At 59.3% G+C, this 26444-nt stretch carries 23 protein-coding genes and 1 tRNA gene; 12 read left to right on the top strand and 12 right to left on the bottom strand.

The window, feature by feature from the left end:
* The first annotated feature begins 8 nt into the window (after nucleotides 1-8).
* Entirely contained in the window at nucleotides 9-788 is a 780-nt protein-coding gene (locus ACUNV4_RS17125) for an endonuclease/exonuclease/phosphatase family protein (protein WP_430879812.1), read from the top strand.
* 65 nt (nucleotides 789-853) lie between these two features.
* On the opposite strand, the gene ACUNV4_RS17120 is transcribed toward ACUNV4_RS17125, so the two are convergent.
* Both ACUNV4_RS17120 and ACUNV4_RS17115 read right to left on the bottom strand, forming a co-directional pair.
* Nucleotides 854-1048, bottom strand: coding sequence for a hypothetical protein (locus tag ACUNV4_RS17120; RefSeq protein WP_430879811.1), 195 nt, complete (start codon nucleotides 1046-1048; stop codon nucleotides 854-856).
* A 141-nt stretch (nucleotides 1049-1189) separates the two neighbouring features.
* The gene (locus tag ACUNV4_RS17115) at nucleotides 1190-1855 is read right to left on the bottom strand and encodes a Bax inhibitor-1/YccA family protein (protein ID WP_430879810.1); all 666 of its coding nucleotides are present in this window, start codon (nucleotides 1853-1855) and stop codon (nucleotides 1190-1192) included.
* Between the two features lie 314 nt (nucleotides 1856-2169).
* Here ACUNV4_RS17115 and ACUNV4_RS17110 point away from each other — a divergent pair.
* Nucleotides 2170-2257, top strand: a tRNA-Ser gene (locus tag ACUNV4_RS17110).
* Nucleotides 2258-2633: 376 nt separating this feature from the next.
* Here ACUNV4_RS17110 and ACUNV4_RS17105 read toward each other — a convergent pair.
* Complete coding sequence (locus ACUNV4_RS17105) at nucleotides 2634-2801, bottom strand: hypothetical protein (protein ID WP_430879809.1); 168 nt, start codon at nucleotides 2799-2801, stop codon at nucleotides 2634-2636.
* A 755-nt stretch (nucleotides 2802-3556) separates the two neighbouring features.
* On the opposite strand from ACUNV4_RS17105, the gene ACUNV4_RS17100 reads away from it, so the two are divergent.
* Nucleotides 3557-3754 (top strand): hypothetical protein, encoded by a 198-nt coding sequence (locus tag ACUNV4_RS17100; RefSeq protein WP_430879808.1) that lies wholly within the window; start codon nucleotides 3557-3559, stop codon nucleotides 3752-3754.
* 178 nt (nucleotides 3755-3932) lie between these two features.
* Here ACUNV4_RS17100 and ACUNV4_RS17095 read toward each other — a convergent pair whose 3' ends face one another.
* The 3 genes from ACUNV4_RS17095 to ACUNV4_RS17085 are packed head-to-tail and all read right to left on the bottom strand — an operon-like array spanning nucleotide 3933 to nucleotide 7122.
* Nucleotides 3933-4949 (bottom strand): amino acid ABC transporter substrate-binding protein, encoded by a 1017-nt coding sequence (locus ACUNV4_RS17095; protein ID WP_430879807.1) that lies wholly within the window; start codon nucleotides 4947-4949, stop codon nucleotides 3933-3935.
* A gap of 5 nt (nucleotides 4950-4954) precedes the next feature.
* Nucleotides 4955-6019 (bottom strand): hypothetical protein, encoded by a 1065-nt coding sequence (locus tag ACUNV4_RS17090; protein ID WP_430879806.1) that lies wholly within the window; start codon nucleotides 6017-6019, stop codon nucleotides 4955-4957.
* Nucleotides 6016-7122: a hypothetical protein gene (locus ACUNV4_RS17085; protein ID WP_430879805.1), complete on the bottom strand. Its 1107-nt coding sequence runs from the start codon at nucleotides 7120-7122 to the stop codon at nucleotides 6016-6018. Before ACUNV4_RS17085 ends, ACUNV4_RS17090 begins: the two co-directional genes overlap by 4 nt.
* Before the next feature lie 259 nt (nucleotides 7123-7381).
* Between ACUNV4_RS17085 and ACUNV4_RS17080 the strand changes: the two genes are divergently transcribed.
* Both ACUNV4_RS17080 and ACUNV4_RS17075 read left to right on the top strand, forming a co-directional pair.
* Complete coding sequence (locus ACUNV4_RS17080) at nucleotides 7382-8461, top strand: hypothetical protein (protein ID WP_430879804.1); 1080 nt, start codon at nucleotides 7382-7384, stop codon at nucleotides 8459-8461.
* 20 nt (nucleotides 8462-8481) lie between these two features.
* A complete protein-coding gene (locus ACUNV4_RS17075) occupies nucleotides 8482-9009 on the top strand; it encodes a TlpA family protein disulfide reductase (RefSeq protein ID WP_430879803.1) in 528 nt (175 codons plus the stop codon).
* Nucleotides 9010-9055: 46 nt separating this feature from the next.
* Here the strand turns inward: ACUNV4_RS17075 and xylB are convergent, their stop codons facing one another.
* Genes xylB through ACUNV4_RS17055 form a run of 4 tightly spaced genes read right to left on the bottom strand, consistent with a single transcriptional unit; the run spans nucleotide 9056 to nucleotide 14858 of the window.
* On the bottom strand, nucleotides 9056-10516 hold the full coding sequence (gene xylB / locus ACUNV4_RS17070; RefSeq protein ID WP_430879802.1) for a xylulokinase: 1461 nt from the start codon (nucleotides 10514-10516) through the stop codon (nucleotides 9056-9058).
* Nucleotides 10517-10564: 48 nt separating this feature from the next.
* Nucleotides 10565-12238, bottom strand: a complete 1674-nt coding sequence (locus ACUNV4_RS17065; protein ID WP_430879801.1) for a CRTAC1 family protein — start codon at nucleotides 12236-12238, stop codon at nucleotides 10565-10567.
* The gene (locus tag ACUNV4_RS17060; RefSeq protein WP_430879800.1) at nucleotides 12235-13686 is read right to left on the bottom strand and encodes a di-heme oxidoredictase family protein; all 1452 of its coding nucleotides are present in this window, start codon (nucleotides 13684-13686) and stop codon (nucleotides 12235-12237) included. The genes ACUNV4_RS17065 and ACUNV4_RS17060 overlap by 4 nt, the downstream gene beginning before the upstream one ends.
* Nucleotides 13686-14858 (bottom strand): ROK family protein, encoded by a 1173-nt coding sequence (locus tag ACUNV4_RS17055; protein ID WP_430879799.1) that lies wholly within the window; start codon nucleotides 14856-14858, stop codon nucleotides 13686-13688. The genes ACUNV4_RS17060 and ACUNV4_RS17055 overlap by 1 nt, the downstream gene beginning before the upstream one ends.
* A 185-nt stretch (nucleotides 14859-15043) precedes the next feature.
* On the opposite strand from ACUNV4_RS17055, the gene xylF reads away from it, so the two are divergent.
* The 4 genes from xylF to ACUNV4_RS17035 all read left to right on the top strand — a co-directional run bounded on the left by xylF (nucleotide 15044) and on the right by ACUNV4_RS17035 (nucleotide 19519).
* On the top strand, nucleotides 15044-16081 hold the full coding sequence (xylF, locus tag ACUNV4_RS17050; protein ID WP_430879798.1) for a D-xylose ABC transporter substrate-binding protein: 1038 nt from the start codon (nucleotides 15044-15046) through the stop codon (nucleotides 16079-16081).
* A 113-nt stretch (nucleotides 16082-16194) separates the two neighbouring features.
* Entirely contained in the window at nucleotides 16195-17508 is a 1314-nt protein-coding gene (locus ACUNV4_RS17045; RefSeq protein WP_430879797.1) for a sugar ABC transporter permease, read from the top strand.
* Between the two features lie 23 nt (nucleotides 17509-17531).
* On the top strand, nucleotides 17532-18320 hold the full coding sequence (locus ACUNV4_RS17040; protein ID WP_430879796.1) for an ATP-binding cassette domain-containing protein: 789 nt from the start codon (nucleotides 17532-17534) through the stop codon (nucleotides 18318-18320).
* Between the two features lie 329 nt (nucleotides 18321-18649).
* Nucleotides 18650-19519, top strand: coding sequence for a DUF4159 domain-containing protein (locus tag ACUNV4_RS17035; RefSeq protein ID WP_430879795.1), 870 nt, complete (start codon nucleotides 18650-18652; stop codon nucleotides 19517-19519).
* A gap of 22 nt (nucleotides 19520-19541) precedes the next feature.
* Here the strand turns inward: ACUNV4_RS17035 and ACUNV4_RS17030 are convergent, their stop codons facing one another.
* A complete protein-coding gene (locus ACUNV4_RS17030) occupies nucleotides 19542-20990 on the bottom strand; it encodes a glyceraldehyde-3-phosphate dehydrogenase (RefSeq protein WP_430879794.1) in 1449 nt (482 codons plus the stop codon).
* Between the two features lie 185 nt (nucleotides 20991-21175).
* Here ACUNV4_RS17030 and ACUNV4_RS17025 point away from each other — a divergent pair, with 185 nt between their 5' ends.
* The gene (locus ACUNV4_RS17025; RefSeq protein WP_430879793.1) at nucleotides 21176-23293 is read left to right on the top strand and encodes a serine/threonine-protein kinase; all 2118 of its coding nucleotides are present in this window, start codon (nucleotides 21176-21178) and stop codon (nucleotides 23291-23293) included.
* On the opposite strand, the gene ACUNV4_RS17020 is transcribed toward ACUNV4_RS17025, so the two are convergent.
* The gene (locus ACUNV4_RS17020) at nucleotides 23276-23998 is read right to left on the bottom strand and encodes a hypothetical protein (protein ID WP_430879792.1); all 723 of its coding nucleotides are present in this window, start codon (nucleotides 23996-23998) and stop codon (nucleotides 23276-23278) included. The two genes, ACUNV4_RS17025 and ACUNV4_RS17020, sit on opposite strands and share 18 nt — an antisense overlap.
* Nucleotides 23999-24125: 127 nt before the next feature.
* Here ACUNV4_RS17020 and ACUNV4_RS17015 point away from each other — a divergent pair, with 127 nt between their 5' ends.
* Nucleotides 24126-25019, top strand: a complete 894-nt coding sequence (locus tag ACUNV4_RS17015) for a hypothetical protein (RefSeq protein ID WP_430879791.1) — start codon at nucleotides 24126-24128, stop codon at nucleotides 25017-25019.
* 118 nt (nucleotides 25020-25137) lie between these two features.
* Nucleotides 25138-26415, top strand: a complete 1278-nt coding sequence (locus ACUNV4_RS17010) for a glycerophosphodiester phosphodiesterase family protein (protein ID WP_430879790.1) — start codon at nucleotides 25138-25140, stop codon at nucleotides 26413-26415.
* Nucleotides 26416-26444 lie beyond the last annotated feature (29 nt).

Raw genomic sequence — 26444 nt, 5'->3', positions numbered from 1 at the left:
AGGTTCTCATGATTCGCCGGCATCTGTTACCTCACTGCTATACCGCAGACGATGAGCTGCAGCATCTGGGCACCGCCAGGCAGCCGGTACTGGGACCCGTGATCCGCTGTCTGGTCTGGAACATTCTCAAGGCCAAGCGTGCTACCTGGGCAGCGGATTTTCAGGAACTCATGGGAGACAGGGATCTGGCGCTTCTGCAGGAGGCTGTGTGGAACGCGCCTTCGGATCCCCTGTTCACTACCAACGATGGCTTGCAATGGATCATGGCGCGCAGTTTCCGGCATCCGCGTACACAGGTCGAACACGGGGTCAAGACCGGCTGCGTTGTAGCGCCGATAGAACAGCATTTCTATCTATCGCCGCATTGCGAACCCGTCAGTCAGACACAGAAGTTGCTGTTGACCACCCTGTACCCACTGGAGGGTGAAACGGAGCAGCTGCTGGTACTCAACATGCACGCGATCAATTTTGTCACCGTGCAGAAATACGTCGAACAACTGGACCAGCTGCGAGCCGCGCTGGAGCCTCATGAAGGGCCAGTCATTCTGGCAGGGGACTTCAATACCTGGAATCCGGCGCGATTGGGCTATTTTCAGCAGGTCGCGCGCAATGCCGGATTGACTGAGGCCGTAATGCAGCGGCAGAGCCGGTTGGCGCACATGAATCAGCACCTGGACCACGTGTTCTATCGCGGTCTGACATTGCATGAGGTACGTTCGCTCGAGCACTACCAGTCATCGGACCATGCGCCGATTACGGCGACCTTCGAACGGGTTGTCTCAAGCTGACGTCATCTCGACGGGACGACACCCGTCGACCGCCGATTGGACATCGCTTGCGGAGCGCTGGTGATTCAGCCCCTGACCATGACGATCAGAAAGGTGACGAACAACACCACGGCGGCCATCAGCATGGAGACGCTCAGCCACTCCTTGGAATTGCCCTTGGGGCCATTCTGCAGCCAGTGTTTGGCAGCCGGGATCATGCGCCAGATCATGAAGCCCATGACGAGCGCGACGGGTATCTGAAACCACAGATTGCTGTCCATTGTCGGTTCTCCGGGTAAGGGGGACTTTTCGAAAGCGGAAACGACACCGGGCTGCCATGACAGCAGCCCGGTGAGGCGTTACGAGACTGAACTTGTGTTCAACTGGCGTCCGCTGGTAGCGGACTCAGGCTGAGCGGTCGATCAGTCGTCGCTCATGATGCCCAGCAGGTGCAGCAGGCTGGTGAACAGGTTGAAGATGTTCAGGAACATGGATACCGTGGCGCGGATGTAGTTGGTCTCACCACCGTTGACGATGCGGCTTGTATCGAACAGGATGAAGCCGCTCATCAGCAATACGATGGCTGACGAGATGACCAGTGACAGGGCCGGAATCTGCGCAAAGATGTTGATGATGGCAGCGCCGAAGACCACGATGAGGCCGACAAACAGCATGCCGCCCATGAACTCGAAGGTTTTCTTCGTAGTGAGCACATAGGCGCTCAAGGCCAGGAAGATCACGCCCGTGCCGCCCATGGCAGTCGCCACGATGGCAGAGCCATTGGGCAGGGCTGCGTAAGCGTTGAGCATGGGGCCCAGGCCGAAGCCCAGCAGGCCGGTGCCCAGGAACACGATACCGACACCTGTTGACGAGTTTTCGTACTTGGGCAGCAGGAACATCAACACACCCAACGCGCCCAGAGTACAGATCAGGGACATGCCGCGAGGTGGTGCAACAGCCATGGATATTGCGGCCATGACGCCACTGAACAGCAACGTGGCTGCCAGCAATGCGTAAGTGTTACGCAATACGCGGTTGGTGGAGAGTACGCTCTCTGCCGACCGTGTAATGGTATTGGTGTTTTGCATGACTATGAAAGCTCCTCGATGAATCCGGACAGAGATCTGTCACGGTATGATTTGGTTTACCTACTATAACCTTGTAGCGACTTTCTGCTACAGCAGATCACACGTATTTTTCGCTGATTCAGTTCGGGAAAAGCGGTGCTGAATCAGTGGTTTCGGTACGCGCAAGATATGGTTTGCGCGTTCGATTTCAAGCCGGTAATAATGAGTCCACAGGTCCTGAGACAGCGGCGGGGAAAAAAAAGTTGCCATATAACGCGGAATTTCATCTCTGAAGTGCACAAATCGGCCAGAATCTTGTAAACTTCCGGCCTCACGGAGAGGTGGCAGAGTGGTCGAATGCGGCGGTCTTGAAAACCGTTGACTGTCAAAGGTCCGGGGGTTCGAATCCCTCCCTCTCCGCCATTGATGCCTTGTCAGGTCTCAATGGCTGCGCTCATCTGGCGCCACACGGCTTGGCCGTAACCCTCGATTCTGAATGGCCCACTCTTCTCCATCCGGTGAAAATTGCAGTGGGCGTTGGTCTGATGTTTCCGCTGGAAATCCCTTGGCGTAACTGCAGTATTCATCGTTGTCGGCCCCGACTTCTGGCGCCTTGATCGCGTGGAAACAACTTGGCACCGGCCAGAAAGGCGGCGACGGTGCCGATGTCGGCAATCTCGGTCGACTCGCTACTGCCTGAGTGATGGGCGAAATGGACGCAGCGCCCAGGCGAATGCCAGCCCGGGAATCACGATCCACTGCAGTGCGGGGACAGTCCAGCGTCTATGTGCTTGTACGGTTAATGGACATCACTGTGGGACTCTGGCGTGTCATTCCGCTTCTTGCGACCGACGAAAACATATTTCGCCAACGCTGCGATCGCCAGGATCAGCAGAATGACGACCAGGAGCCAGACAAATCCCATCGCCCACATCATTCCACCACTCATCATGTTGTCGTTCATCATGTCACTATTCATCATTCAAAAATGTATCCGTTGTTGGCGTTGTACGCCGTGGAGTCGAAAAGCCTGAATCAATGCCGATCGCGCTGCATCAATCTGTTCAAGGCGTTCTGCGGTATTTCTGCGGGTAGTGCTGTCGCGGCGGGAATGGCCACTGTGGTTCCTGTCGAGCCATTGCCCACGTAGTCACTGCTCCCGAGTCGCCAGTGACCGAGTACTCGGGTAGCGTCACGATCGACGGTGGTGGCTTCTCGCAACTCGACGATCAGCGAACTTGGAAGCGATGCTCCACCCGCCTGTAACTGCTTTGGCGAGGGGGGCTAAAAGGCACCTGCCGCTACGCAGAATCGAAGGCACTGATGGACATATCGATCTGGCCATGGTCAGAAAAACACTGAGAGACCACCTAGGCGCAAGCGTGAGTCAGTGATCTACAGCACGTGGAAACGGCAGATCAGCGAACAAACGCAGAGGGCTGGTGCGACAGCGCAAGACACGCGCGACAGCATGGACGTCAGACGATAGGGGGGCGGAATGGCGCTGTGGCGCCGGGTTGGACGAATCGATCACCATCCAGTGCCGAATTTATCTCGCCACTGCTCGACAGCTCTTGCTGCCAGTGGCGATCAAACGCTGCGACTGAGGGTGCCGCGCAACTCGAGGCACACGAAATGGAACAAGCCTGCGAGTCGCTACAGTCCGGTTCAGTACAGCAGTCGCTGGGCTCGCGGTCTTGCACTTCAAGCCCGGCTGAATGGATGTCCGCATTCACTTCGACGGCGCTACTGACGTTCGCCATCGGCATTGAAAACGGCAACATCGGTAATTGCATGAACAGGAAGCTCGTGACAACCCAGATGCCCAACAACGCCACACGCAGGCGTACGGCATTCGCCCGGATACCCGAAGGCCCCGTGGAACGGTACGACTGTGGAGGGTTCATTGTCATGCAGTGATCATGGATCGTCTGGTTGAGCGGTGATGCACAGACTGGGAGCAGAGTGGGCCGAGAAAGTTCCCGGTCACTGGATTACCGACCTTCACCTGTGTCCCCCGGTCCCTCTGATCCGATTGCCGAGTTCCACGTCGGCACACAGCTATCACTGTGTGCAAATCCATTGCGCGGCTGCTACATCAACGCACCGGCGGCGCATAGATCAGCCCGCCATTGGTCCACAGTTCGTTGATCCCGCGCGCCAGTCCGATGGGAGTGTCGGGGCCGATGTTGCGCTCGTAGACTTCGCCGTAATTGCCTACCTGCATGATGACGCGGCTGCACCAGTCAGGATGCAGACCCAGCAGCTCACCGGCATCGCCTTCCTTGCCCAGCAGGCGTCGAATGGACGGAGTCGTGGATGAACTGGCCATCTGGTTCACATTGAGGCTGCTGACGCCAAGCTCTTCGGCATTGATCATGCAGTTCAGCGTCCAGCGCACCACGTTTTCCCACTCGGTATCATTGGCAGCCACTACCGGACCCAGCGGTTCCTTGGAAATGACTTCTGGCAGCACGACGTGTGCGTCGGGCTCGTCCAGGCTGGTGCGCAGGGCGGCCAGCGCCGAACGATCGGTGGTCAGCGCCTTGCAGCGTCCTTCGCGGTAGCCGGTGGCGGCCTCGCTCTGGTCCGAATAGAAGACCGGGCGGTAGCGCAGATCGCTGACGGCAAAGAAATCAGCCGCGTTGAGTTCCGATGTCGTATCACTGCTGACACAGATTGGCTGGTTGTCCAGTTCCAGTGCGCTACGAATGCCGCTGTTCTTCTTGACCATGAAGCCCTGGCCATCGTAGAAGTTCACACCGACGAACTCTCCGAACTGTGCGTTGCGAGCCAGCGTCCAGGTGGTGTTTCTGGAGAGGATGTCCAGCGCGCCGGATTGCAGGGCCGTGAACCGGTCACCGGAGGACACCGGCACCATTTCAACTGCCTCACTGTCATTGAACACCGCGCTGGCCACCGCACGGCATACGTCGACATCAAAACCGCTGTATTCGCCCAGGCTGTTGGCCCGGGCAAAGCCCGCCAGCTCCAGATTGACACCGCAGCGCAGTGCACCTCGTTGAGAGACGCTTTCCAGAGTGGCTGCCGAAACGTTGTTGCCGGTGACGCCGGCCAGCAGCGCGGCCAGTGCCAGGAATTTTCTGCTCTGCATGGTAATCATCGCGGGCGGTAATGAACGAGTTCCACCGGAGTGGGGGAGTTGTCGGAGGCGTGACGATAGCTGGCGCGTGCACAGGGTGCGATATAGGCGGATTCTGTCGGTACGCCATGACCGGCCAGCTCTTCCTCGACGCGGATGGCGCGATTCATGGATGCCTGGTCACGCCCATCGGCGTCCAGGCAGGCCTTGATGACCATGATGTCCTTGTCATCGAATTCCCGAACCAGCAAGCGAACGGCCTGCTTGTTGGCACTGCCCATCATCTGGGTCTGATTGTCGTCGAAGATGAGCACGGTACGGCGATGTTTGACATAGCGATCGAGATCGGGCGCCTGACGTCTGGCATCGATTTCGAAAAAGCGCTGACGAGCCTCATTGAACACCGATTCCTGGGGGGTGCGCTTGTCCTGTGGCAGTTGATCGAATTCGCGCACATCGACCGTGCTGGCCCTGAGCGTCGGGTCTGGCGTACCCTGCCGCTGGGCGCCACTGATGAAGACCATTCCGTCGCCTCCCTGTTCGGCGAAGATGTTGTCCGCCAGTTCGATATCGGCAATATGCTCGGTGCCGGAGATTTCCAGCAGGGAGGACGGGAACACGCCATTGCCGTCAACCGTATATTCGCGCGAGAGCTGGATCTTGCCGACCGCCAGGGCATAGTCGGTGATCGTGCCCGACTCGGTTTCCGACAGGCTCTTGCTGTAGGACACGAAATGCTGGCCCTGGTCGGCACTGACCATCTGCATGCCGAAGCCTGCATCTTCCAGGGCGCGGATCACTGCATTGCCATAGGCTGATTGAGGCTTGTTGAATTGCAGGGTTGCCGTGGCGGGACGCATCTCGGGTATCTGCACCAGCGTGGCCACGAGATTGGTCGCGATGAGCTGCAGATGGGCTCGTTCCCGGGCGCTGATATCCTTCAGAGCTTCCTCATTGCCAGCCAGACGAGGCATGAGATCTTCCTCGCCTACACCAGGGCCACTGGACCCGGCACAGGCCGACAGGGTAGCTGCCAATGCCAGAACGGCAGACGTTCTCGCGAACTCGGGGAAAAAACTCATGAATTACTCCGCCACAACTCCATGACTACACCACGACTGGGAAAGCGATCACCGACATTGGTGGGCGCCCAACAGCCTTCGTCGAGTACTTTGTCGCGAGCCACACCTCGGGCCAGCAGCGCCTGTGTGACTCGCTGGGCACGACCCAGTGCCAGACCTTCATTTCCGATATCCAGCGCCGTCGGACCATTGCTGCAACCTACCAGACTGATGACATCATTGTCTTTCATCTTTGCATCGACGAACTGTTCGATCAGCTGCTTGTTGGTATCGCCCAGCACCATGGAGTCATTGCCGAAGACGATGATCTGCTTGTCGATGCGCTGGTAATCATCCAGGATCGATGCAAAGGTGGACTCGTTGCCGTAGAACAGATTGTTGACCTCTACCTGGCTGGAGTTCAGGGCTTGCAGGCTGGGCCCGTCTGCGGCGCTCCTGCTCACGTTGCTGACAATCTCTGGCGTGATCAGGGCAATGATCGGAGAGGTATCTTCCAGACCCAGAGAGGCAACATACTGAACTTCCGACAGGGCCGGGTCCTCTACCTTGAATCGTCTGGAATCGGCGTCGTTGACCACAACCGGGCTGCGGCTGCCGGCTACGCGCACCATGCTGACGGGCGTGATCGAATTGCCTCTGAGCTTGCGATAGTCCCGGCTGAGCTCGACAGCGCCAACCGCTATGTTCAGCTGCACCTGGTCGCTTGCCTCGTCGGTCTTCAGCGCATAGGACAGGTAGTTGGCTCCCTGGTCGGCACTGACACGCTGAATGCCGAAGCCCTTGCTGGCGAGTCCGTCCACCAGATGCGTCATGCGCGGGTCATCGTTGTCGCGATTGATCTGCAGTGTCGTGCTGAGCGGTTCGAAGACCTGGACAACAATACCGGAGAGGTCGTCGAACATGGCCTTCTCGGAGATCGTGATCGTGCTCGGCCTGGATGCGGTTGCAGTTCCCGCCGGGACATGGCCGCCATTGCTACTGGACACGGCACAGCCAGTCAATGACAAGGATGCGATGACGAGGCAGCTTGCCGAGAGACGAACCAGGGCTCGCTTGCCGCAAGGGGCAGGGGTGAAGGCACTGTTGCCGGAAAGTTGAATCACGGTTACTGCTCCGGGTTTTTGGTGAGTCGCTGATCGGCAAGCCGACCGGGAAGTGGGCCCAACGATATCAACAAGTCACAGACTGAATGATTCTGCATGAGACGATTTCAGAATGGGTCACGCTTTGTCCCGACGACCTTTCTCAAACGTGATTCAGGCCACTCAATCGACCTGTCCAGGACCGGTATAGTAGCCGCAAATTACCGCATGGCTCGGTAATCGTTCAATAAAAAATCAGACTCAGGGCAAAAACGGATTCATGCGTTCAGGTCATTTCATCGGGGTTCTCATCGCGGCGAGTCTGCCTCTGGGCTGCGCCAGCTGGCAGGAGCCGGGCTCACCCGACATCAGTTCGACAGTCACCGCAGAGCAGCGGCAGGCATCCGCCATGCAGCTCATTGCGCAGGATTTTGTCATCGCGTTACGGCAGATTCCCGCTCTGCCACCGGTTTCCACGACCGTCTCATTGCTGCAGTCCGAGCGGGATGATCCCTTTACCCGACACATGCGAGAGGCCTTGCAGGCTGCCGGCTATGGCACTCGCTGGGTACAGAACGCTGCGCCGGGGCTGTTGTTCCAGTACCGTCATGAAAACGGGGTAGACCGGGCGTCAAGGCAGGACCTCTATGAGGTTGCCATTGGCCATGTTGAATTGCGACGCCGTTTCGCCACCGATGGATCGGGTCTGATCACTCCGGCCACACCGCTGTATGTCCGAGGAGCCGATGCTTCTGATGTGGTGATGGATGACTCGCGTTTCAGCCCATCATCACAGCTGGCCGGTCGCTCTGCACCGAATGGTTCCGAGTCGGTTGACACGACCATGTCGAGACCGGTCTCGAGCACAGGCACCCGGGGGTTGGCGGTGCCGCAGGAGGCCAATCCTCTGAATCCGCTGATTGCAGGGACGGACCGTCGGCGCGAACTCGGCATGCCGCTACTGGCCTTGCCAAGGGTCGAGAATGTCTTCGACATCGGTGGGTCGAACTTCACGGATATCCTGGCTGACAGTCTGCTCGTCAGGGAGCAGATACTGACCTTCGCCAACGACTCCCTGCGGCTGGGAGCGGTGAACAAGACACTGGTGGAACAAATGGTAGAATCCTTTCAACCCGAAACGGATGTGTTCTCCGTGCTTGGCTGTTCTCTGGGGCCCACGCAACTGAAAAGCGGCAACGCCGCGCTGGCGTTGGGCAGAGCCAGTCGGGTCAGAGAGGCCTTGCTGTTTGCCGGAGTGCCACAGGAGCGCATTCTGGATGAAGGCTGCTGGGCAAGTGACGGTTCGGGCAAGGCATTGCCACGGCGAGGAGTCGTGGTGACACTCAACAGAAAGACCTGAAACCGAGCCAGTCAGTGAACGTGAAATTGCTGAAATCCTTCCTCTTTGGCCTGAACTCCCTTCTCGGCAGGGGCCGCGCCCGCAGGCTGAGCCTTGCCCTGTTGTTGCTGTTGTCCGGTCAGGCACAGGCCTTCCAGCTGCAGGCCATGGATGCCAGCCGGGTTGATCTGAACGACTACGTCGGTGATGGGGAATGGACGCTGGTGATGTTCTGGTCAACCGACTGCATTCCCTGCGAACAGCAGAAGCCCATGATCGAGGCATTCCACCGAGATCATGCAGGGCGTGATGCCCGCGTGGTCGGGATCGCACTGGACGGCATGGAGCTACGCGAGCAGATCCAGGCGCTGATCGATCGACATCAGCCCTCGTATCCGAACCTGGTGGTGTTCACTGATGTCTTTCATCGGCAGTACAAGGAACTGACGGGCAAGGATTTCCGGGCAACGCCCACCTACCTGCTGTACAACCCCGCTGGCGAGCTGGCAGGTGCACGCAGTGGCGTCATCGAGCGGGCGCTGCTGGAATCCGTGGTCAAGGGCGGTTAGACAATCCAGTCCGGCACTGCCCCGGCGCCGGACCGCCAGGGCCTGATCATGTCGTTTCGCTGCGCATCAGCGGTGCCAGTGCTGCGTAGGTTGCCTTGTAGCGCTCATGCTCGGCGGCAAAGGCCTCACTGGAACCATCGGGCTCTACCGTATGATCAATGGCCGGTGGCGTGCAGATGCTGAAAGGGTCTGCCTGCTCGGCGGCAATCATGCCCAGTCGGGCGGCCCCGAGGCTGGCACCGAAATCGCCATCGGCCGTGACATCCAGCGGGATATTCAAGGTGTTGGCAATCACGCGCAGCCAGTAATCCGATTTGGCGCCGCCACCGATCGCGGCAGCCCGCTGGAGCGTGGTGCCGGCACTTTGCAGTGCCAGTTGAGAATCCTTGAAGGCGAAGGCAACGCCTTGCAACACCGCTCGCGTCATTGCGATGCTGTCGCTGGAGTGTTTCAGACCCATGAAGACGCCGCGTGCATCAGCATCATTGATGGGGGTGCGCTCGCCACCCAGATAGGGCAGAAAGACGATGTCCGTGGGTTCGGCAGGCAGTTCGTCCAATGGTGCACTGAGTGATTGTGGCGTCGACTGCACGGCTCTGGCCAGCCAGTTGAGCGCATCGGTTGCGGCCAGTATCACCCCCATCTGATGCCAGGTATCGGGCAGCGCGTGACAGAAGGCATGCACGGCACTCTCGGCATTGGGCTGGTAGCTGTTGTTGGCGGCGAACAGTACGCCCGAGGTGCCCAGAGAGACAAAGGCATCGCCATCGCGCACGGTACCCATGCCACAGGCGCTGGCGGCATTGTCGCCGGCCCCGCCAGCGACCACGACCGATTCCCGCATGCCGAAACGCTGCGCCAGGGTGGCGCGCAGCTGGCCGGAGACGTCGCTGCCTTCGACCAGTCGAGGCATGTGCTCGGTGGAAAGGCCAGTGGCTTGCAGCAGCTCATCGGACCAATGGCGGGTAGCCACATCCAGCCAGCCGGTGCCGGCAGCATCGGACATGTCGCCCACATGTTCGCCGGTCAGCCACAGTCGGGCGTAATCCTTGGGCAGCAGGACTTTGGCGACGCGGGCAAAATTCTCCGGTTCGTTTTCCGCTACCCAGGCCAGCTTGGGAGAGGTGAAACCGGGGAACAGGATGTTGCCTCCAATCTGCCGGAATTGCGGGGTGTCCAGACGATGAGCCTGGGCATGACTGCGTGTGTCGTTCCACAGCATGCAGGGGCGGATGACCTGATCATCGGCATCCAGCAGGGTGGCGCCATGCATGTGGCCGGACAGGCCAATGCCACGAACGGCCGAGAGCTCATGGGCATGTGTGCTCTGCAGCGCTTCCAGCGTCTGTTCGATGGCTGTGATCCAGTCTGCCGGATCCTGTTCTGACCAGCCGTCATGCGGTCGACTAACCGAGAGGCTGGCACTGTGGCTGGCAACGATGTGTTGTGACTCGTCCATCAGGACGCTCTTGACACTGGATGTGCCCAAGTCTATTCCCAGATACATGATGTGATAGGTGTTGGTGGTTGAATGAAACTGGTTTGTCTGTTGGGGTCAGGGTAGTGGTGTTGCAGGAAACCACTGCTGGGTCTTGTCCTTGTCGCGTTCGATGATCACATGGTGATTGGCGAACAGCTTGTAGGGCGCGCTCCACTGGCCATCGGGCCACTGTACCCGAACGGTGGCGCGCTCGGCCACGCCGAGACCGACGTGAATGAAGCCGGCCTTGCCCGAGGCATGGCCACCGCCTGATTGCAGGCGGCGGGTCTGCACGCGGTTGCCGGTCTTGATGGACACTCTGGCACCGATGGCATGGCGGTTGTCACCTGGCTGTTCCAGAGCCAGTTTCAGCCAGTTGCCACCGACACGAGGACCATCTTCGCCTTGCATGCCACGATTGCGAAACAGGCTGACATTGTCGCCGCGGTTGACCACCACGATATCCAGCAGGCCGTCGGCATTGAAGTCGGTGATGCTGGCGCCACGACCCCGTCGATCCAGGGCAATGCCTGCGGCCAGACCCTGTTCACTGAAGGTGTCTTCGTGAGTGCCCAGCAGTAGATTGTCAGGGTCGTAGGCGGCGAAGTCGCTCATGCTCTCCACATTGCCCTTGGTGATGAACAGATCCATCAAGGCGTCGTTGTTCAGGTCCTCGAAGCGGGAATGCCAACCGGTACTGGGTTTCAGGTCATCACCGGTATAGGGACGATGCGCAGTGGCACCACGATCCCAGGCCATGTCGTCGTAATGCGGACGATTCTCCTCGATGGCCTGTTGCAAGTCCAGTACCTGCAGCTTGGTATCCCCCATGGATGTGAGCGCGTACTCCGGATAGCCATCGGCGTTCAGATCGGCTTCGGCGATGCCCATGCCCCAGATGACCACGGGCTCCCAGCCTTCGGCGGCACCGAACAGACGCGGGTAGCGGCCACTGTCGAGGCGCCAGAGCTGTTCCTGACCGCCGCGATAATACTGGCGATCATTGGTGATTCTCAACGCGTCCACACCTGACTTGTTCCAGTCCGTGAACAGCATCGACAGTGCACAGTAGCCGGGCTCCAGCGGTAATACACTGGCATAGTCGGGGCCTGGCGAGCCGTCCCGCCTCTTGTCTGCAGGGCGATGCAGCTCATTGGCATGGCAGGTTCCCCAGGGGGAACCCGGGGCTGCGCGATCCACGTAGTTGCCGACCGCCAGGGTGGGATAGGCATGGCCGGGTTCGAAGGTGGCGCTGAAAGCGGTGGTCCAGGCATTGCTACCATCGAAGTTCCACAGCAGATTGGCCGGGGTGAACTGACAGTCGCTGCCACCCTTGAACAACTGATTCTCGCCAACGCGCATCACCATCAGATCCTGAAAGCCGTCGTTGTCGATATCCAGCGGATAGCTGCCAATGACGCGATCCAGTGCCAGACTGGTATTGTCTACAGGCTCGAATCGCAAGGGGCCTGCCGTTGTACTGCGGTTCACATACAGGGCTGCCGCTTGATTGCCGCCTGCCAGGTACAGATCGGGCAGGCGGTCCTGGTTGCAGTCGAAGGTGCTGACCCCACCACCAACGAAATACTCCCAGGGGCCTGCATAGCTGTGAGTGATTCCGGCTGCCGCAGACTCCTCCTGCATCAGCGGAATGTCGCCGGTGAAGATCCCTGCCGACGCCTCGGCCTGACTGTCGACGGACCAGGAAGCCAGCATCAGGCTCGTGATCAATGCTGTCCTGATCATCATGGCTGTATCACCAGAGTCTTGAGAAAGGCAATCATTTCGCTCTTCTGCCGTTCGTTCAGACTGGCCCAGGCATCGCGGGAACTGCGCGCCTCGCCGCCATGCGCATCAATGACTTCGGCCAGTGTCGTCATGTCGCCGCGGTGTCCGTAGGGCGCGGTCGAGGCGATACCCCAGAGCTCGCTGGTCATGAAGACATTGCGCTCGACAAAGCGCTGCGAGAGTAGTTCGTTGCCCAGTGCGGACAGGGTCTGATCGGCGATGCGATGACGCTTCAGATCGCCAAACAGCGGGACGAGATAGCGGCCGCTGTCGTCACGTGGCAGCCGCTGTGCCCATTCCAGCAACGCCAGTGGATAGATTGCATCAATGCCTTCGCCGCGGCGCAGGGTGCCGGCAGCATCCAGTGTGCCGGGATCGGCGAAATCCAGGGACTCGAGAGGCAGCGAGGTTCTGTGACAAGTATTGCAACCGGTTTGCTCGAAATGCTTCTCGCCCGAGGCTGCCGCCGCCTGCCAGCGTTCATCGGTGGGTATCATGCGGCCTGGCGGCGGCAGGGTTGCCTGCCAGGCAACCAGCGCGGACACTTCTCCCGGGCCGATTTCATCGCTGAAGCCATCTTCATCGTGATCGTCTTCACCGGTCCAGCGTTGACCGAAACGTTCAACCGCCTGCAGACCGTGATGATGGTTCAGCGCGTTGATCGTGAACTGCCGCAGTGAGGTCATCACGCCCTTGTGGCTGAACGGCCGGATCACCAGATCCTGATCGACACCGTCGATATGATCCGTGGCCACTCGACCGTCCGGGTACACATCGAGCCTGCCGAAGTTCACGCCCTTGGCTGTCAGTTCCACTCGCGTTGCCTGTCCGGACGCTCTGGCCGATTGCAGGGCCTGCGCACGTTGCGTTTGCAGCTCTACCGTCATCTCGCGCGCCAGCAGCTCGACCAGACCCGCGCCGAACAGATGATTGGTATTGCGTTCGTTGGAAAACTGTGGGTCGGTGGTATCGAAGTCGGTGTGCTGGAAACCTTCGGAGACGAACACATTGGCGGTGAAATCGCCGGCCCCACCAACCAGCGGAACGTTGTGACAGCTGGCGCAGGCATTGGCATCCATCCCCGCGGTTCGCGAGAAGGCCGAGCGTGATGCGCGCTTGCGCTTGGTGGGGATGATGGCCTGCGTGGCCATGGGCCGGCCCACGCCATCGAGTGTGGTGAAGCGGGCGTTGAACAGGTGTTCGCCTGCGTCCATCAGTGACTGCAGTTCATGCAGTTCGAGCCGACCCTGAAAGTCGCCGGGAGACACCGGATCGGCGAGTGTTCTCTCCGACCAGATGTCGCGCAGTGGCACACTGCTGGATTCTGCCGCCGTTGAACTGCTCAGGGCCAGACAGACGGCTGCCATCAGACCGGTGCCGACGGTTCCGGGCATGTTTCGTTTGCTCATCAGGTGACTTCGGGGACGGATTGTTGAGTGGCCAGCAGTCGATCGACTGCACTCAGGCTGTTGTCCGCAAGCCCCTGCATGAGCAAGCGGTCGTCATCTTCGAAAGGGTGAAGCAGACTCTCGGCTGCCGGTCCATCGACCAGGTGAGCATCCAGCACACGGCAGATGCCGTCACGCATCAGGGTATAGCTGCGTTCACTGCAGCCTACCAGTGCCACGGGAAAGGGGTCGAGCAGGGTGAATACACTGATCAGGCCTTCGCCAATGGCAATGCCTGCCGTTTCGAAGGCCAGGCTGGCGGCCTTGTCGCCGGATTCGGCGGCAGTGCACAGCGCCTGCATGGCGGTGTCGGCAACACGACCGGCTGGCGGTGTGTCGGCCGGCAAGCCCCTGGCAAGTCGCTCGATACCATAGTCGGCGGTATAGGCCTCTATGCAACCGCGCTTGCCACAGCGACACAAGGCACCGTCGGTGCGGAACCGCAGGTGTCCGATTTCCATGGCCGATGAACGCGTGCCGGCGAAAGGCTGACCGTTCAGGTACAGACCGAGGCCCACACCGTGTCCGAACAGCACCGTGGCGAAATGGCTGCCGAGCCTGTCCGCCTGCCGACGACTCAGCGCCTGTGAAATCAGCCGACAATCATTGTGTACGCTGACACTGACATCGTAGCGCCGTTGCAGCGTATCGCCCAGCGGGACGTCGCGCATGCGGATGACCGGAGACCACAGCAGTTTGCCGGAGGCGTGTTCGGTCTGACCCTGAAAGCCGACGCCGATGTGACGCAGCCGGATATCCGGGTGTTCAAGACGCAACAGATCGATGCACTGGCAGATCGTTGCCAGCAGTTGCTCCAGAGTCAGGCTGCGGGTATCGACAATCTCCAGATGAGACCCCAGTACGTTGCCGGCATAGTCCACCAGATGCACACGTATCAGATCAATGGTCAGGGTCAGCGTCACCACATGGCCGGCCTCCGGACAGAGCGACAGCAGAGACCGGGGTCGACCTCGTGAGGGTCGAGTTCTGGTGTTCTGGTAACGCTCACTGCTCAGGATGCCCTGGTCGATCATCTGGCTGGAGAGTGTCGAGATGGACGCCGCGCTCAGGCCGGTCATGGCAGCCAGCCGGGAGGGCGTGCAGGGACCCTTGGTGCGCAGTGTATCCAGCACGCGACGTCGATTTCCGTCGCGCAGGTCGTCACTGCGGATTATCGATCTTTTCTGCATCTGTGATGGAGGGGCGTGGTTGTTGTGTAAATCGGGAAAAAACAACTTGACACATTTCCGTGCAGAAGTCACCATTTATTCCAGCCGTGAATTAAATGCGGCAGACACCAATCACTACTGGAGTGAGCATGAAAATTTCTGGAGCACTTGTTGTAGCTGCCTCAGTCTCGGCGATGTTGTCCGGACCGGTACTGGCAGAAGGAAAGACTATCGGCGTTTCCTGGTCGAATTTTCAGGAAGAGCGCTGGAAGACTGATGAAGCGGCCATCAAGAGCGTCATCGAAGCCAATGGCGACAGCTACATCTCTTCGGATGCCCAGTCGTCTGCGGCCAAGCAGTTGACCGATGTCGAGGCACTGATCTCGCAGGGCGCGGACGCCCTGATCATCCTGGCTCAGGATTCCAGTGCCATCGGGCCGGCGGTCGAGCAGGCAGTGGCTGAAGGCATTCCGGTTGTCGGCTACGATCGACTGATCGAGAATGAAGATGCGTTCTACATCACGTTCGACAATGTCGAGGTGGGTCGCATGCAGGCTCGTGCGGTTCTCGAGGCCATGCCCGAAGGCAACTATGCCTTCATCAAGGGTTCGTCTTCCGATCCGAACGCCGACTTCCTGTTCGGTGGGCAGATGGAAGTCCTGAAAGAGGCCATGGATGCCGGTCGCGTCGTCAATGTGGGTGAGGCCTATACCGATGGCTGGAAGCCCGAAAATGCGCAGCGCAACATGGAGCAGATTCTGACGGCCAACGACAACAACGTCGATGCGGTGGTGGCGTCCAATGATGGTACGGCTGGTGGCGTGGTAGCCGCACTGGCCGCGCAGGGCCTCGACGGTTCCGTACCGGTCTCCGGACAGGATGGCGATCATGCGGCACTGAACCGCGTGGCGCGCGGCACACAGACGGTTTCCGTCTGGAAGGATGCGCGTGAACTGGGCAAGGGGGCAGCGACCATTGCCACCATGTTGGCTGACGGTTCGACACCGGCCGACGTTCCCGGCGTCGAGCAGTGGGCCGGCGGTCCGCAGGGTCTGACACTCAACGCTGTCTTCCTCGCACCGGTTGCCATCACTCAGGACAATCTGGACCTGGTGATCGATGCTGGCTGGATTGATCGCGACAAGGCCTGTGAAGGGGCTGCCGAGTCGGTAGCTGCCTGCCAGTAATTCAGGCTCTTGCGCGCAGTTCCCTTTGCCGGGCGGCAGCGTCAAACAGACGTTGCCGCCTCTCGTTTTGGCCAAGCCCCCAAGAGGGGCTCCTTTCCAGCGAATACCAATCCATGAGCGATCCAAGACCGACCGCGGCTGCGCAGGGGGCGCGGCAAAGCGAAGAATCCGCGATAAAGCGCTTTTTTCGAGCCACCGAAGTGGACACCCGCATGCTGGGCATGCTCGGTGCCCTGTTCCTGATCTGGATCGCGTTCCATCTGTTGTCTGACGGGCGCTTCCTGACGGCACGCAATCTGTGGAATCTATCGGTGCAGACCTCGTCGGTTGCCATCATGTCGACGGGCATGGTGTTGATCATCGTGACTCGCCACATCGACTTGTCGGTTGGATCCATACTGGGATTTGTCGCCATGATCATGGGTGTGTCCCAGACCGGATTCCTGGCAGACATGTTCGGTTCAGGCAGCGCCATGATCTGGTTTTCCGCGTTGTTGATCGGTATGTGTCTGGGCGCTCTGATTGGCGGACTGCATGGGGCCATCATTGCGTATCTCGGGGTGCCCGCGTTCATCGTCACGCTCGGTGGCCTGCTGGTGTGGCGAGGTGCCGCCTGGTGGGTGACATCCGGGCAGACGGTTGCCCCCATGGATCCGACCTTTCGTCTCATGGGCGGTGGGCCCTATGGTTCCATCGGCGCCTTCTGGAGCTGGGTGGTCGCTGCCATCGCCTGTCTCGGCATTGTCGCCATGCTGTACCAGGGCCGGCGCAATCGCACGCGCTTCGGATTTCCACAACGTCCTGTATGGGCCGAAGTCACACTGGCTGCGGTCGGTTGCGGCAGTGTCCTTCTGGCGGTGGCTGTGGCCAACAGCTATGCCTGGCCCAAAGGCATCGTCAGACGCTATGCCACAGCCAATGGTATCGAAGTTCCCGATGGTGGGCTGTTCATTGCTCACGGTATCGCCATTCCGGTACTGATAGCCATCAGCGTCGGCATCATCATGACCTTCATCACGACTCGTACGCGTTTCGGTCGCTATGTCTTCGCCATGGGTGGAAACCCGGAAGCGGCGGAACTGGCCGGTATCAACACGCGCTGGGTGACCACCCGGATCTTCATCCTGATGGGTGTTCTGTGTGCCATTGCAGGCGCCATTTCCACTGCTCGTCTGAACGCATCCACCAATGCCCAGGGCACGCTGGATGAGCTGTTGGTCATTGCCGCAGCGGTCATCGGCGGCACGTCACTCGGAGGCGGGGTCGGCACGATCGTCGGTGCCATGATCGGGGCCGTGGTCATGCAGTCACTGCAGAGCGGCATGGTGCTGCTTGGCGTCGATGCACCGTTCCAGAATGTGGTCGTCGGTATCGTGCTGGTGTTGGCCGTCTGGCTCGATGGCCTCTATCGTCGTCGCTCCATTTAACGAATCCAGGGAGAAACAGGAACATGCATACATCAGCTCCCAAGGTCGTCGAGATGCAGGATTGCTCGATAGCATTCGGTGGAATCCATGCGGTCGATCATGCCTCACTGGACTTGCACAAGGGTGAGGTGGTTGCGCTGCTGGGACACAACGGCGCCGGCAAGTCGACCTTCATCAAACTGCTGTCCGGCGCCTACAAGCGAGACGGCGGCACCATTCTCATCAATGGTGAAGAGGCCACGATCAACAATCCGCGCGATGCCAAGGCCTATGGTATCGAGACCATCTATCAGACACTGGCTCTGGCCGATAACGTCGATACCGCCGCCAATCTGTATCTGGGACGTGAACTGCGAACGCCCTGGGGAACACTGGATGATGGTGCCATGGAGTCGCATGCTCGGGAAGTCATGGGCCGACTGAATCCGCGTTTCCAGCGTTTCAAGGAGCCGGTCAAGGCCTTGTCTGGTGGTCAACGTCAGTCTGTGGCCATTGCCCGCGCCATTCTGTTCAATGCGCAGATCCTGATCATGGATGAACCCACGGCGGCACTCGGTCCGCAGGAGACCGCGCAAGTGGGTGAACTGATCAAGCAGCTCAAGGAAGAGGGCATCAGCATCTTTCTGATCAGCCACGACATCGAGGACGTGTTCGATCTGGCCGACCGCGTTGCGGTCATGAAGAATGGTCAGATGGTGGGTACGGCGCCGGTCAGTGATGTGACGCGTGACGAGGTACTGGGCATGATCATTCTGGGCAAATGCCCCCCGGGAGCGACGCCCGGACCGGGAGCGGTCACGCAGGACGATTGAGCTGCCTGTCTGCCCCCGGAGAGCCAAGGAGACGATCCGATCGGCAGGCAGGATCGGGTGTCCCGGTAACATACCGAATTCGGCCCTGGCCTACTATCATGTTCCGAGGCGGGAAATCGCGATGATGCCAGGGGCTGTTGGGCATCATGTCCTGTTGGATGTGGATGCCTTGCCGTGTCCTGCAGAGGAACATTATGCGCAGGGCAGGGACAAAGTGTCGAATGGTCTGCACGATGGCGTTTCATGTCCTGATGACATTGAGGCGCAGGTCTTGCAGAATGAGGTTACCTTCCATTGGCATGCGGACACGCAGGAGAGGCTTGAACCAAGTGACAACAGATACGTGTAGAGCCTGGTTGCTGCGATTCGGCGGCGCGCTGGCAGCGATGCTCGTCAGTGCACCGACGTTCGCGGAACTGGCCATCTGTACCACGCCACAGCGGCCGGACTGTCCGATGGCCCTGACTCAACCGGCGGGGCAGGAGTTCACCTTCTCGCGTTTGATGTTCGCCGACAATCAGGTTGCCATCGAGAATCTGGGCGATCGCATCGGCTACCCGCACTGGCAGGCTGATTGCTCCGAGTCGGAGCCACACTTCATCGCCGCACTCAAGCGCTTGACACGACTGGACACGAATTCGGCCAGTCAGTCGATTTCCCTGCTCGATGACCGAATCTACGATTATCCGCTGTTGTATATCGTCGAGGCCGGCTTTGCCTCATTCAGTCAGCCGGAAGCCGACAACCTGCGAGAGTATCTGTTGCGGGGCGGATTCCTGCTGGTCGATGACTTCCATGGTTCCTATCAGTGGGAAGAATTCGAGGGCTGGATGCGACAGGTGTTTCCGGAACGCCCCATCGTTGAAATTCCGCCCACGCACGAGATCTTCAACGTGCATTTCGCCATCGACGATTTCATTCAGATTCCCGGGTTGCGGGCTCTGTGTCTGAACCCGGGAGAAACCTGGGAATTGCCCATCATGAAGTCCTCGGCCATCAGCGAAAGCAATGCCTCACGGCAGCAGCCACGATGGCGCGGTGTGCTCGATGATGATGGCCGGGTCATGGCCATCATCAACTGGAACATGGATCTCGGAGACGCCTGGGAGCATGCCGACATGGAAGAATACAGTGCGCTGTATACCGCCACGGCGTATCGCCTGGGCGTCAACTACGTCATGTATGGCATGACGCATTGAGCACGCATTCCGGCGCAGCGTCTCAGTCGGCCGGCACGTTGCGGATGTGCAGGCCTACCATGTGCTGCATGACGCGTAGTACCTGGGTGCTGTAACCGAACTCATTGTCGTACCACACGTACAGGACACAGCGGTTGCCATCCACGATGGTGGCTACCGAATCGAAGATGGCGGGTTCCGGAGTGCCGACGAAATCGGTGGATACGACCTCGGTGCTGTAGGAGTAGCTGATCTGCTGGCTCAGTGCCGAGTTGTAGGCAACTTCGCGTACATGGTCGTTGAGCTGATCGCGTGTGGTCTCTTCGCCCAGGTTCAGGTTGCACACGGCCATCGACACATTGGGTGTCGGTACGCGAATGGCATTGCCGGTCAGCTTGCCCTCCAGTTCGGGCAAGGCCTTCGATACCGCCTTGGCGGCACCGGTAGAGGTGAGTACCATGTTCAGTGGTGCGCTGCGGCCGCGGCGCTCAGCCGAGTGATAATTGTCGATCAGGTTCTGATCGTTGGTGTAGGAGTGAACCGTTTCGACATGTCCGTTGATGATGCCGTAACGATCATTGATGACCTTGAGCACAGGCGTGATGGCATTGGTGGTACAACTGGCGGCGCAGACAATGGTGTCCTCGTCCGCAATCATGTCCTCGTTCACACCGTACACGATATTCTTGATGGCACCGCCTGCGGGGGCGGTGAGCAGTACCTTGCTGGCACCCTTGGGCACCAGATGCCGGCCCAGGCTGGCTTCGTCCTTGAAGACGCCGGTGTTATCCACGATAAGGGCATTATCGATACCGTAGGCACTGTAATCGATGTCCTCCGGCTGATTGGCATAGATGACCTTGATGAAGTTGCCGTTGGCAATGATGGCGCTGTTGGCCTCATCCACCGTGATATGGCCATTGAACGGACCATGAATGGAATCGCGTCGCAACAGGCTGGCGCGTTTTCTCAGGTCGCCGTCCTTGCCGCCTCGCACGACGATGGCACGCAGGCGCAGCGGATTGCTGGAGGTAGTGCGTTCGATCAGCAGGCGTGCCAGGATGCGACCGATTCGGCCAAAGCCATAGAGCACCACGTCCCGCGGCTTGTCGAGCACCGAAGGTGTATCGGGGATGCCCTGCAAGGCATCACGCAGGAAGGCGTCGAGTTCTGTCTGGTCGTCGGCTTTACCAGCCTGGCGCGCGGCAAAGGCCAGTTTGCCGACATCGACACGCGAACTGCCGGGTTGAATGTCGGAAATGATCTTCAGCACGGCACTGGTCTCTGCCAGAGACACCGTTTCGCCAACGACTTGCTGGGCCTGCTGGTGAGCCTTGATGATGTCGATGGTGGAACCGTTCATCAATTTGCGGCCGAATACGGTGATGATGACACCGCGATCGCGATAGAGGGATCCAACTGCCGGTATCATTCGCTCGGCGAGTCCTTGTTCCTCGATATAGTTGGTCAGATGGGTGCGGGGTTCTGTCACTGCGCTGCCTTTTGTGAGTGAGTCGAGAAGGAATGTGTCGCTATCGGACGCAGATCTTAGCGGCTCGCGCGTGGAGAAACGTAAAATACTCACTATTACGATGCCAAATCTGACATCAGTTGTGAATCAATGACATGAATCGAGTACTATCTCACACTCAACTCATCGGGCCACTTTTGCGTTAGATGGAAACCAACGCCCCTTATCGATCACTCCGTCATGGAGAGATGCTCAATTGGTATCGCGTCGAGCGAATCCTTGGGCGTGGGGGATTTGGTGTCATCTATCTGGCTACCGATACCAATCTGGATGTGCTGGTCGCCATCAAGGAGTATCGGGTACTGTTGCCGGGTGGCGACTCGGAGACGCAAGGCAGCACAAGCCAGTCGGAACACGCTGCCAGAGACGGTGTGCAGAGTTTCATCCGTGAAGCGCGTAATCTGGTGCGCTTCAAGCATCCGAACATTGTTCGGGTAATGTCGGTGTTCGAACTCAATGACACGGCCTATATGGTCATGGAGTTCGAAGAGGGCAGCGATCTGCGGGAGCACTTGCAGAAGCCGGAGAACGCCACCGAGAAAGCGCTCAAGGCGCTGATCCGCCCGATTTCCAAGGGTTTGGCCGAAATTCATCGACATGGCTTCGTTCACCGTGACATCAAGCCCGCCAATATCCTGGTGCGCAACGATGGCTCCCCGGTGCTGCTGGATTTTGGCTCGGCCCGCAATTCGGCGCAGGCTGCCAGCGATGTTCATACGGCGCTGGTATCGGCCGGTTATTCACCGCTGGAACAGTACAGCGGCGACGGTGACCAGCAGCAGGGTCCCTGGACGGATATCTATGCGCTGGGTGCCGTGTTGTATTTTGCGGTGACCGGTTGCGAACCGGTTGACAGCGTCAAACGCGGGTCCGCCCTGCTCAATGGCGGCAAGGATCCTCTGTTGCCGGCTGGGCTGTTGGGGCAGGGGCGATACTCGAAGGAATTTCTGAGCGCCATCGACTGGGCGCTGGCGTTCCGTATTGCCGATCGTCCGCAGACCCTCGCAGACTGGGTTCCGGCCTTGTTTCGCGACAGGATCAGTGCCCGGATCACGCGCAAGGTGACGCCTGATGAAACAGATCTGGCTGACAAGGTCACCGCTTCCGATGACTCCCTGGGTGGTATATCCATGCTGGATGAAGCGGTGCCGCCGGAAATCAGGGCAGTGCGAGACCGACGAGGCAATGCGGGCAGAGGGTCCGGGGCCAGAGCCTTTCACGGGCGAGACAGCGAAGATCGGCGTCCCACGCAGAGACTGGCGGCGCGAACGCAGACGCGAGGCCGTAGCCAGAGAAGCAAGCGTTTTCGCACACTGTACTGGCTGGCTCCTCTGGTTATTGCCAGTGGTCTGGCGATGTCCTGGCTGGTGCTGGTCATCAACGATGTGGGGCCTGACAAGCAAGGTGCCTCGACGCGCACAGACCCGGCGGCCTCGGACAGGCAGGTCTCGGTTGATTCAGGGGAGGCTCGCTCTTCCGGGTCGGGCGATGCCGCCACGGCCGGGACGGACGCTGGTGAACGCGCATCTGCCGGTGTGGACAGTGCTGCACCGACGCAGGCAGGACTGACGGAAACGGGCTCGACGGACGATCAGTTGGAACTGGCGACTGAAGCGGCTCGTGAGAAGGCTGAGGCTGCTCGCCTGCAGAAGCAGGAGGCTGCTGCCGAAGAGGCACGCCGGCTTGCCGAAACCGAAGCTGCTGCGGAAAAGGCAAGACTGGAGGCGCTCGAAACCGATCGACGGGCTCGCCTGCGGGCGCGACGTCAGCAACTGGCACAGGCTCTGAGTACCGCTGAGCTCCGTCTGGATGAGGGCTTGCTGGACGAGGCCGAAGCGGCTCTGGATGAGGCGGCCTCTCTGGACCGCAATGATGCGGAACTGAAATCCTTGCGAAGCCGCTGGAGAGTCGCATTGATCGACGCCCGTACACCGGTCAGCGACAGCGATTTCGATCAGGTCATCGAGCGCTTCGATCGGTTGCGCAGGGCCATCGAGGACAACGATGTGGCGGTGGTGGAGTCCCTGACCGAGCCTTCCGGTCAGAACGCGCTGTTCCGACAGCTCATGTCACAGTTCTCGAAACTCGATATCAGTATCGACCAGATTCGGGTAACCAATGCAGACAAGTCCATCAACGCGCGATTGCGAATCGTCAGAATGATCCGGGAGAACGGAGATCGAGCGACTCCTTCGCCGGCCTATCGTGATCGCACCATCAGTAGCAGACGAATCGAAGGCAGGTGGTCACTCATCAACTGGTAGGCGTTCGTTACTGGTGATCAGTTCGCGTGGCGACTGCAGTGCCCTGGCGTCCAGCAGCAGACGCTGATACAGCTCCACAGAGTCCAGATAGTCGCATGCCTGCTCGACATCGGCCTCGCAAGGGCCGGCTTCGTCGAATCCGCGTTCCTCGGCGGATCGGACCCGGTGGCGCAGTTCTTCGCTCACTTCATCGGAAAAATCGCGCAGCAATTGCTGTGACATCATGACGCTGCAAGCGGCCTCCTGCATGGCGGCATTCAGCTGCGGGTTTCGTGCGGAGGCGGCCGGTTCGTTGCGCCACAGCTGATAGCTGACCTGATACCGATGCCAGCCACCGTCCATGTAGAGCGCATCGGCCACGGCACGAGCCAGAGCGCTGCCATGCTCTCGTTCGTGCAAGCCGCATTCACAACGCCGCCGATCGCAGAAGGCGCGTTCTTCGGCCTGCTCGGGAAGCTCGAACCAGGAAGGGTGGATGTCGAATGGCAGTTTTCGAACAGCACGGCTATCGGTCCCGGCACTCGCCTTCTGCGGGCAGGGGCGATCCTGAAATATGGTGCTTCCATCCGCTGCAGGACAAGTGTATATGGCGGCAATACTCGTATCCGGGAGCCCCAACAGTTGTAAACTCAGCAACAACAGCCAGAGCACATGTCGGACTTGCCAGCGCGCCTGCAGGGAAATGGTCATCAGTGAGTTGGACATGCCAGAGTTATCGGCTGTTCGATGGACTACTCGATGAGACGCAGTTCTCACACAGGCAAGTCGTTGCACACGATAATGACACTGCGCTGTCAATCTACGGCAAGTTCAACAAGTAAACGGATATCCAATGATCAAGAACATTCTGGCTGTATCAACGATGGTTTTCGCACTGGGAGCCTGTTCCAGTAGCAGTGATTCAAATTCCAATGGTGATACCGGCGGAACTGACGGTACGACCGGTGGCGCCACGGACGGTGGAACTGATGGTGGTACGGATGGTGGGGCGACGGATGGTGGCAGCACCGATGGCAATTCAGGCCCGGCGGCTGCAACCAAGGCGGGCGCCTATATCGGTGATTTCGGCTCTGGCAACGGTGTATATGTCATCGACAATGACAACAACCTTTCGGGTCTTGCGCTGGCAGCGAATGGCTCGGCCAACTCCCTGTTCGGGGACATCGGCGCCGGGGATACCTTCAACGGATCGCTGCGCTCCTACACGCATCCGGCCAATACCCCGGCGGGTGAGGGTTCTTTCGCAGCCGGTGAACCGGGTGAACTGGCCGATGTGATTGCGCCGACGGAATTCGATCTGAACATCATCAATGGTCAGACCATCACCAGTCTTTCAGGCGCGGACGTCAGCCTGGGTTTTGCCGTCGCTGGTGATCTGGCACCTGCCAATGCTGCGGATATAGCGGGCAGTTGGACCGGCAACCATCGTTACTGCAACAATGAAGATGTCTGCACGGTTCTCCGTACTGAAATCACTTTCAGTGGCAACAATGCGGACGGTCGGACGGTTCTGCTCAATGAAGCCGGCGAAGAGAGTTTCGCAGTGCCCATCGACGGTAGCATTTCCAACTTCGGCGACGTTTCCCTGCTGAGCTTTACCTGGAACAGCAATACCTACAATGGCGTGGTCTTCTTTGCACCTGGTCAGACAGGCAGTCTGGTTTTCCTGGGCGAGACCGAAGCTGACGCCAACAACAAGACGATCGCCTCGCTGCTGAGCCGATAGTCAGGCTGACACACCCTTTCCGGCCGCAAGGATAATCCTTGCGGTTGCTGCAATGATCATGTCATTGTAGTAACCACCTTGAGATCGATCCAGATCCAGAGCCGGAAGGGGTGAGCCGATGAAGTGCAAACTGTACAGGACTGCGTGCCTGAGTCTGCTGTTGCTGTTGACAGCCTGCAGCAGCGACGATGATGCGGACAACGACCCGATTGATACCGGCAACGAGGATGGCTTTGCGGTCGAAGCCGTGGTGCTGGGTGAGCGCCCCGCATCGCTGGTAGCACAACTTCCCGAAGGAGAGCTCAGATCCCGACTGGAAAGCTGCGATGTATCCGCTATCCGGCCACAGGCGTTTTCCATCGCGCATCGTGGTGCGCCCTTTCAGTACCCTGAACATTCCGTCGAAGGCTACAGAGCGGCGGCCGAGCAGGGCGCGGGGGTCATCGAATGCGATGTCACCTTCACCAGCGATCGAGAGCTGGTCTGCCGGCATTCGCAGTGCGATCTGCACACCACCACCGACATTCTCACCACGGATCTGGCACAGAAATGTACCGTGCCCCCGGACATGGACAGTGCAACGCCTTATCAGGATGTGCAGTGCTGCACCAGCGATCTGACACTGGCCGAGTTCCGCACACTGCGCGCCAAGCGTGACGGTGCCGACTCTGCCGCGCCGACGCTGGCGGAATATCTGGCAGGAACTCCCGGTTGGACGACTGACGAGGCCACTGACTACGGTACCCTGATCACGCATCGCGAAAGCATTGCCCTGTTCGATGAATACGGTGTTGCCATGACACCGGAACTCAAGGAAGCTGCGGTGGACATGCCGTATCAAGGCGATTACACCCAGGCGGCCTATGCGCAGCAGTTGATCGACGACTACACCGCAGCCGGTATCAGTGCCGATCGCGTCTATCCTCAGTCCTTTCAGCTGGAAGACGTGTTGTACTGGATTACCGAGACACCGGAATTCGGTGAGCAGGCGGTTTTTCTGGATGATCGCTATACCGTGGAAGGATTCGATCCGGCAGACGCGACCACGTTCAACCCGAGCATGCAGGAGCTTGTCGATCAGGGAGTCCAGTATCTGGCGCCTCCCATCCCGTTTCTGGTCACGCTGGATGATCAGCAGAACATCGTGCCGTCGGTGTATGCCAGCGAAGCCAGCAGCAGGGGGCTGAAACTGATCACCTGGACGCTGGAGCGTTCCGGTTCATTGAACGAGGGCGGAGGATTCTACTACTCGAGTGTCAGCCCGGTGATCGACGATGACGGCGATACGCTGCGAGTGCTCGACGTGCTGGCAAGGGATGTGGGAGTCACTGCGGTGTTCAGCGACTGGCCGGCCACCACCACATTCTATTCCTACTGTACCGATCTGGATGCATAGCTGAGGGGCGGTCTGCCACCTGTTCCCTG

It is taken from the genome of Granulosicoccus sp. 3-233, assembly GCF_052681095.1.
This window is presented reverse-complemented; position numbering and strand designations above follow the sequence as displayed.

What these genes read in the sequence shown, in the direction of transcription:
- ACUNV4_RS17100 (WP_430879808.1), top strand. Translation starts at nt 3,557, where the DNA reads ATGTCCGCATTCACTTCGACGGCGCTACTGACGTTCGCCATCGGCATT.
- ACUNV4_RS17040 (WP_430879796.1), top strand. Translation starts at nt 17,532, where the DNA reads ATGCATACATCAGCTCCCAAGGTCGTCGAGATGCAGGATTGCTCGATA.
- ACUNV4_RS17090 (WP_430879806.1), bottom strand. Translation starts at nt 6,019, where the DNA reads ATGAGTTTTTTCCCCGAGTTCGCGAGAACGTCTGCCGTTCTGGCATTG.
- ACUNV4_RS17065 (WP_430879801.1), bottom strand. Translation starts at nt 12,238, where the DNA reads ATGATGATCAGGACAGCATTGATCACGAGCCTGATGCTGGCTTCCTGG.
- ACUNV4_RS17025 (WP_430879793.1), top strand. Translation starts at nt 21,176, where the DNA reads ATGGAAACCAACGCCCCTTATCGATCACTCCGTCATGGAGAGATGCTC.
- ACUNV4_RS17045 (WP_430879797.1), top strand. Translation starts at nt 16,195, where the DNA reads ATGAGCGATCCAAGACCGACCGCGGCTGCGCAGGGGGCGCGGCAAAGC.
- ACUNV4_RS17015 (WP_430879791.1), top strand. Translation starts at nt 24,126, where the DNA reads ATGATCAAGAACATTCTGGCTGTATCAACGATGGTTTTCGCACTGGGA.
- ACUNV4_RS17020 (WP_430879792.1), bottom strand. Translation starts at nt 23,998, where the DNA reads ATGTCCAACTCACTGATGACCATTTCCCTGCAGGCGCGCTGGCAAGTC.
- ACUNV4_RS17105 (WP_430879809.1), bottom strand. Translation starts at nt 2,801, where the DNA reads ATGATGAACGACAACATGATGAGTGGTGGAATGATGTGGGCGATGGGA.
- ACUNV4_RS17010 (WP_430879790.1), top strand. Translation starts at nt 25,138, where the DNA reads ATGAAGTGCAAACTGTACAGGACTGCGTGCCTGAGTCTGCTGTTGCTG.
- ACUNV4_RS17060 (WP_430879800.1), bottom strand. Translation starts at nt 13,686, where the DNA reads ATGAGCAAACGAAACATGCCCGGAACCGTCGGCACCGGTCTGATGGCA.
- ACUNV4_RS17080 (WP_430879804.1), top strand. Translation starts at nt 7,382, where the DNA reads ATGCGTTCAGGTCATTTCATCGGGGTTCTCATCGCGGCGAGTCTGCCT.
- xylB (WP_430879802.1), bottom strand. Translation starts at nt 10,516, where the DNA reads ATGTATCTGGGAATAGACTTGGGCACATCCAGTGTCAAGAGCGTCCTG.
- ACUNV4_RS17115 (WP_430879810.1), bottom strand. Translation starts at nt 1,855, where the DNA reads ATGCAAAACACCAATACCATTACACGGTCGGCAGAGAGCGTACTCTCC.
- ACUNV4_RS17125 (WP_430879812.1), top strand. Translation starts at nt 9, where the DNA reads ATGATTCGCCGGCATCTGTTACCTCACTGCTATACCGCAGACGATGAG.
- ACUNV4_RS17095 (WP_430879807.1), bottom strand. Translation starts at nt 4,949, where the DNA reads ATGCAGAGCAGAAAATTCCTGGCACTGGCCGCGCTGCTGGCCGGCGTC.
- ACUNV4_RS17120 (WP_430879811.1), bottom strand. Translation starts at nt 1,048, where the DNA reads ATGGACAGCAATCTGTGGTTTCAGATACCCGTCGCGCTCGTCATGGGC.
- xylF (WP_430879798.1), top strand. Translation starts at nt 15,044, where the DNA reads ATGAAAATTTCTGGAGCACTTGTTGTAGCTGCCTCAGTCTCGGCGATG.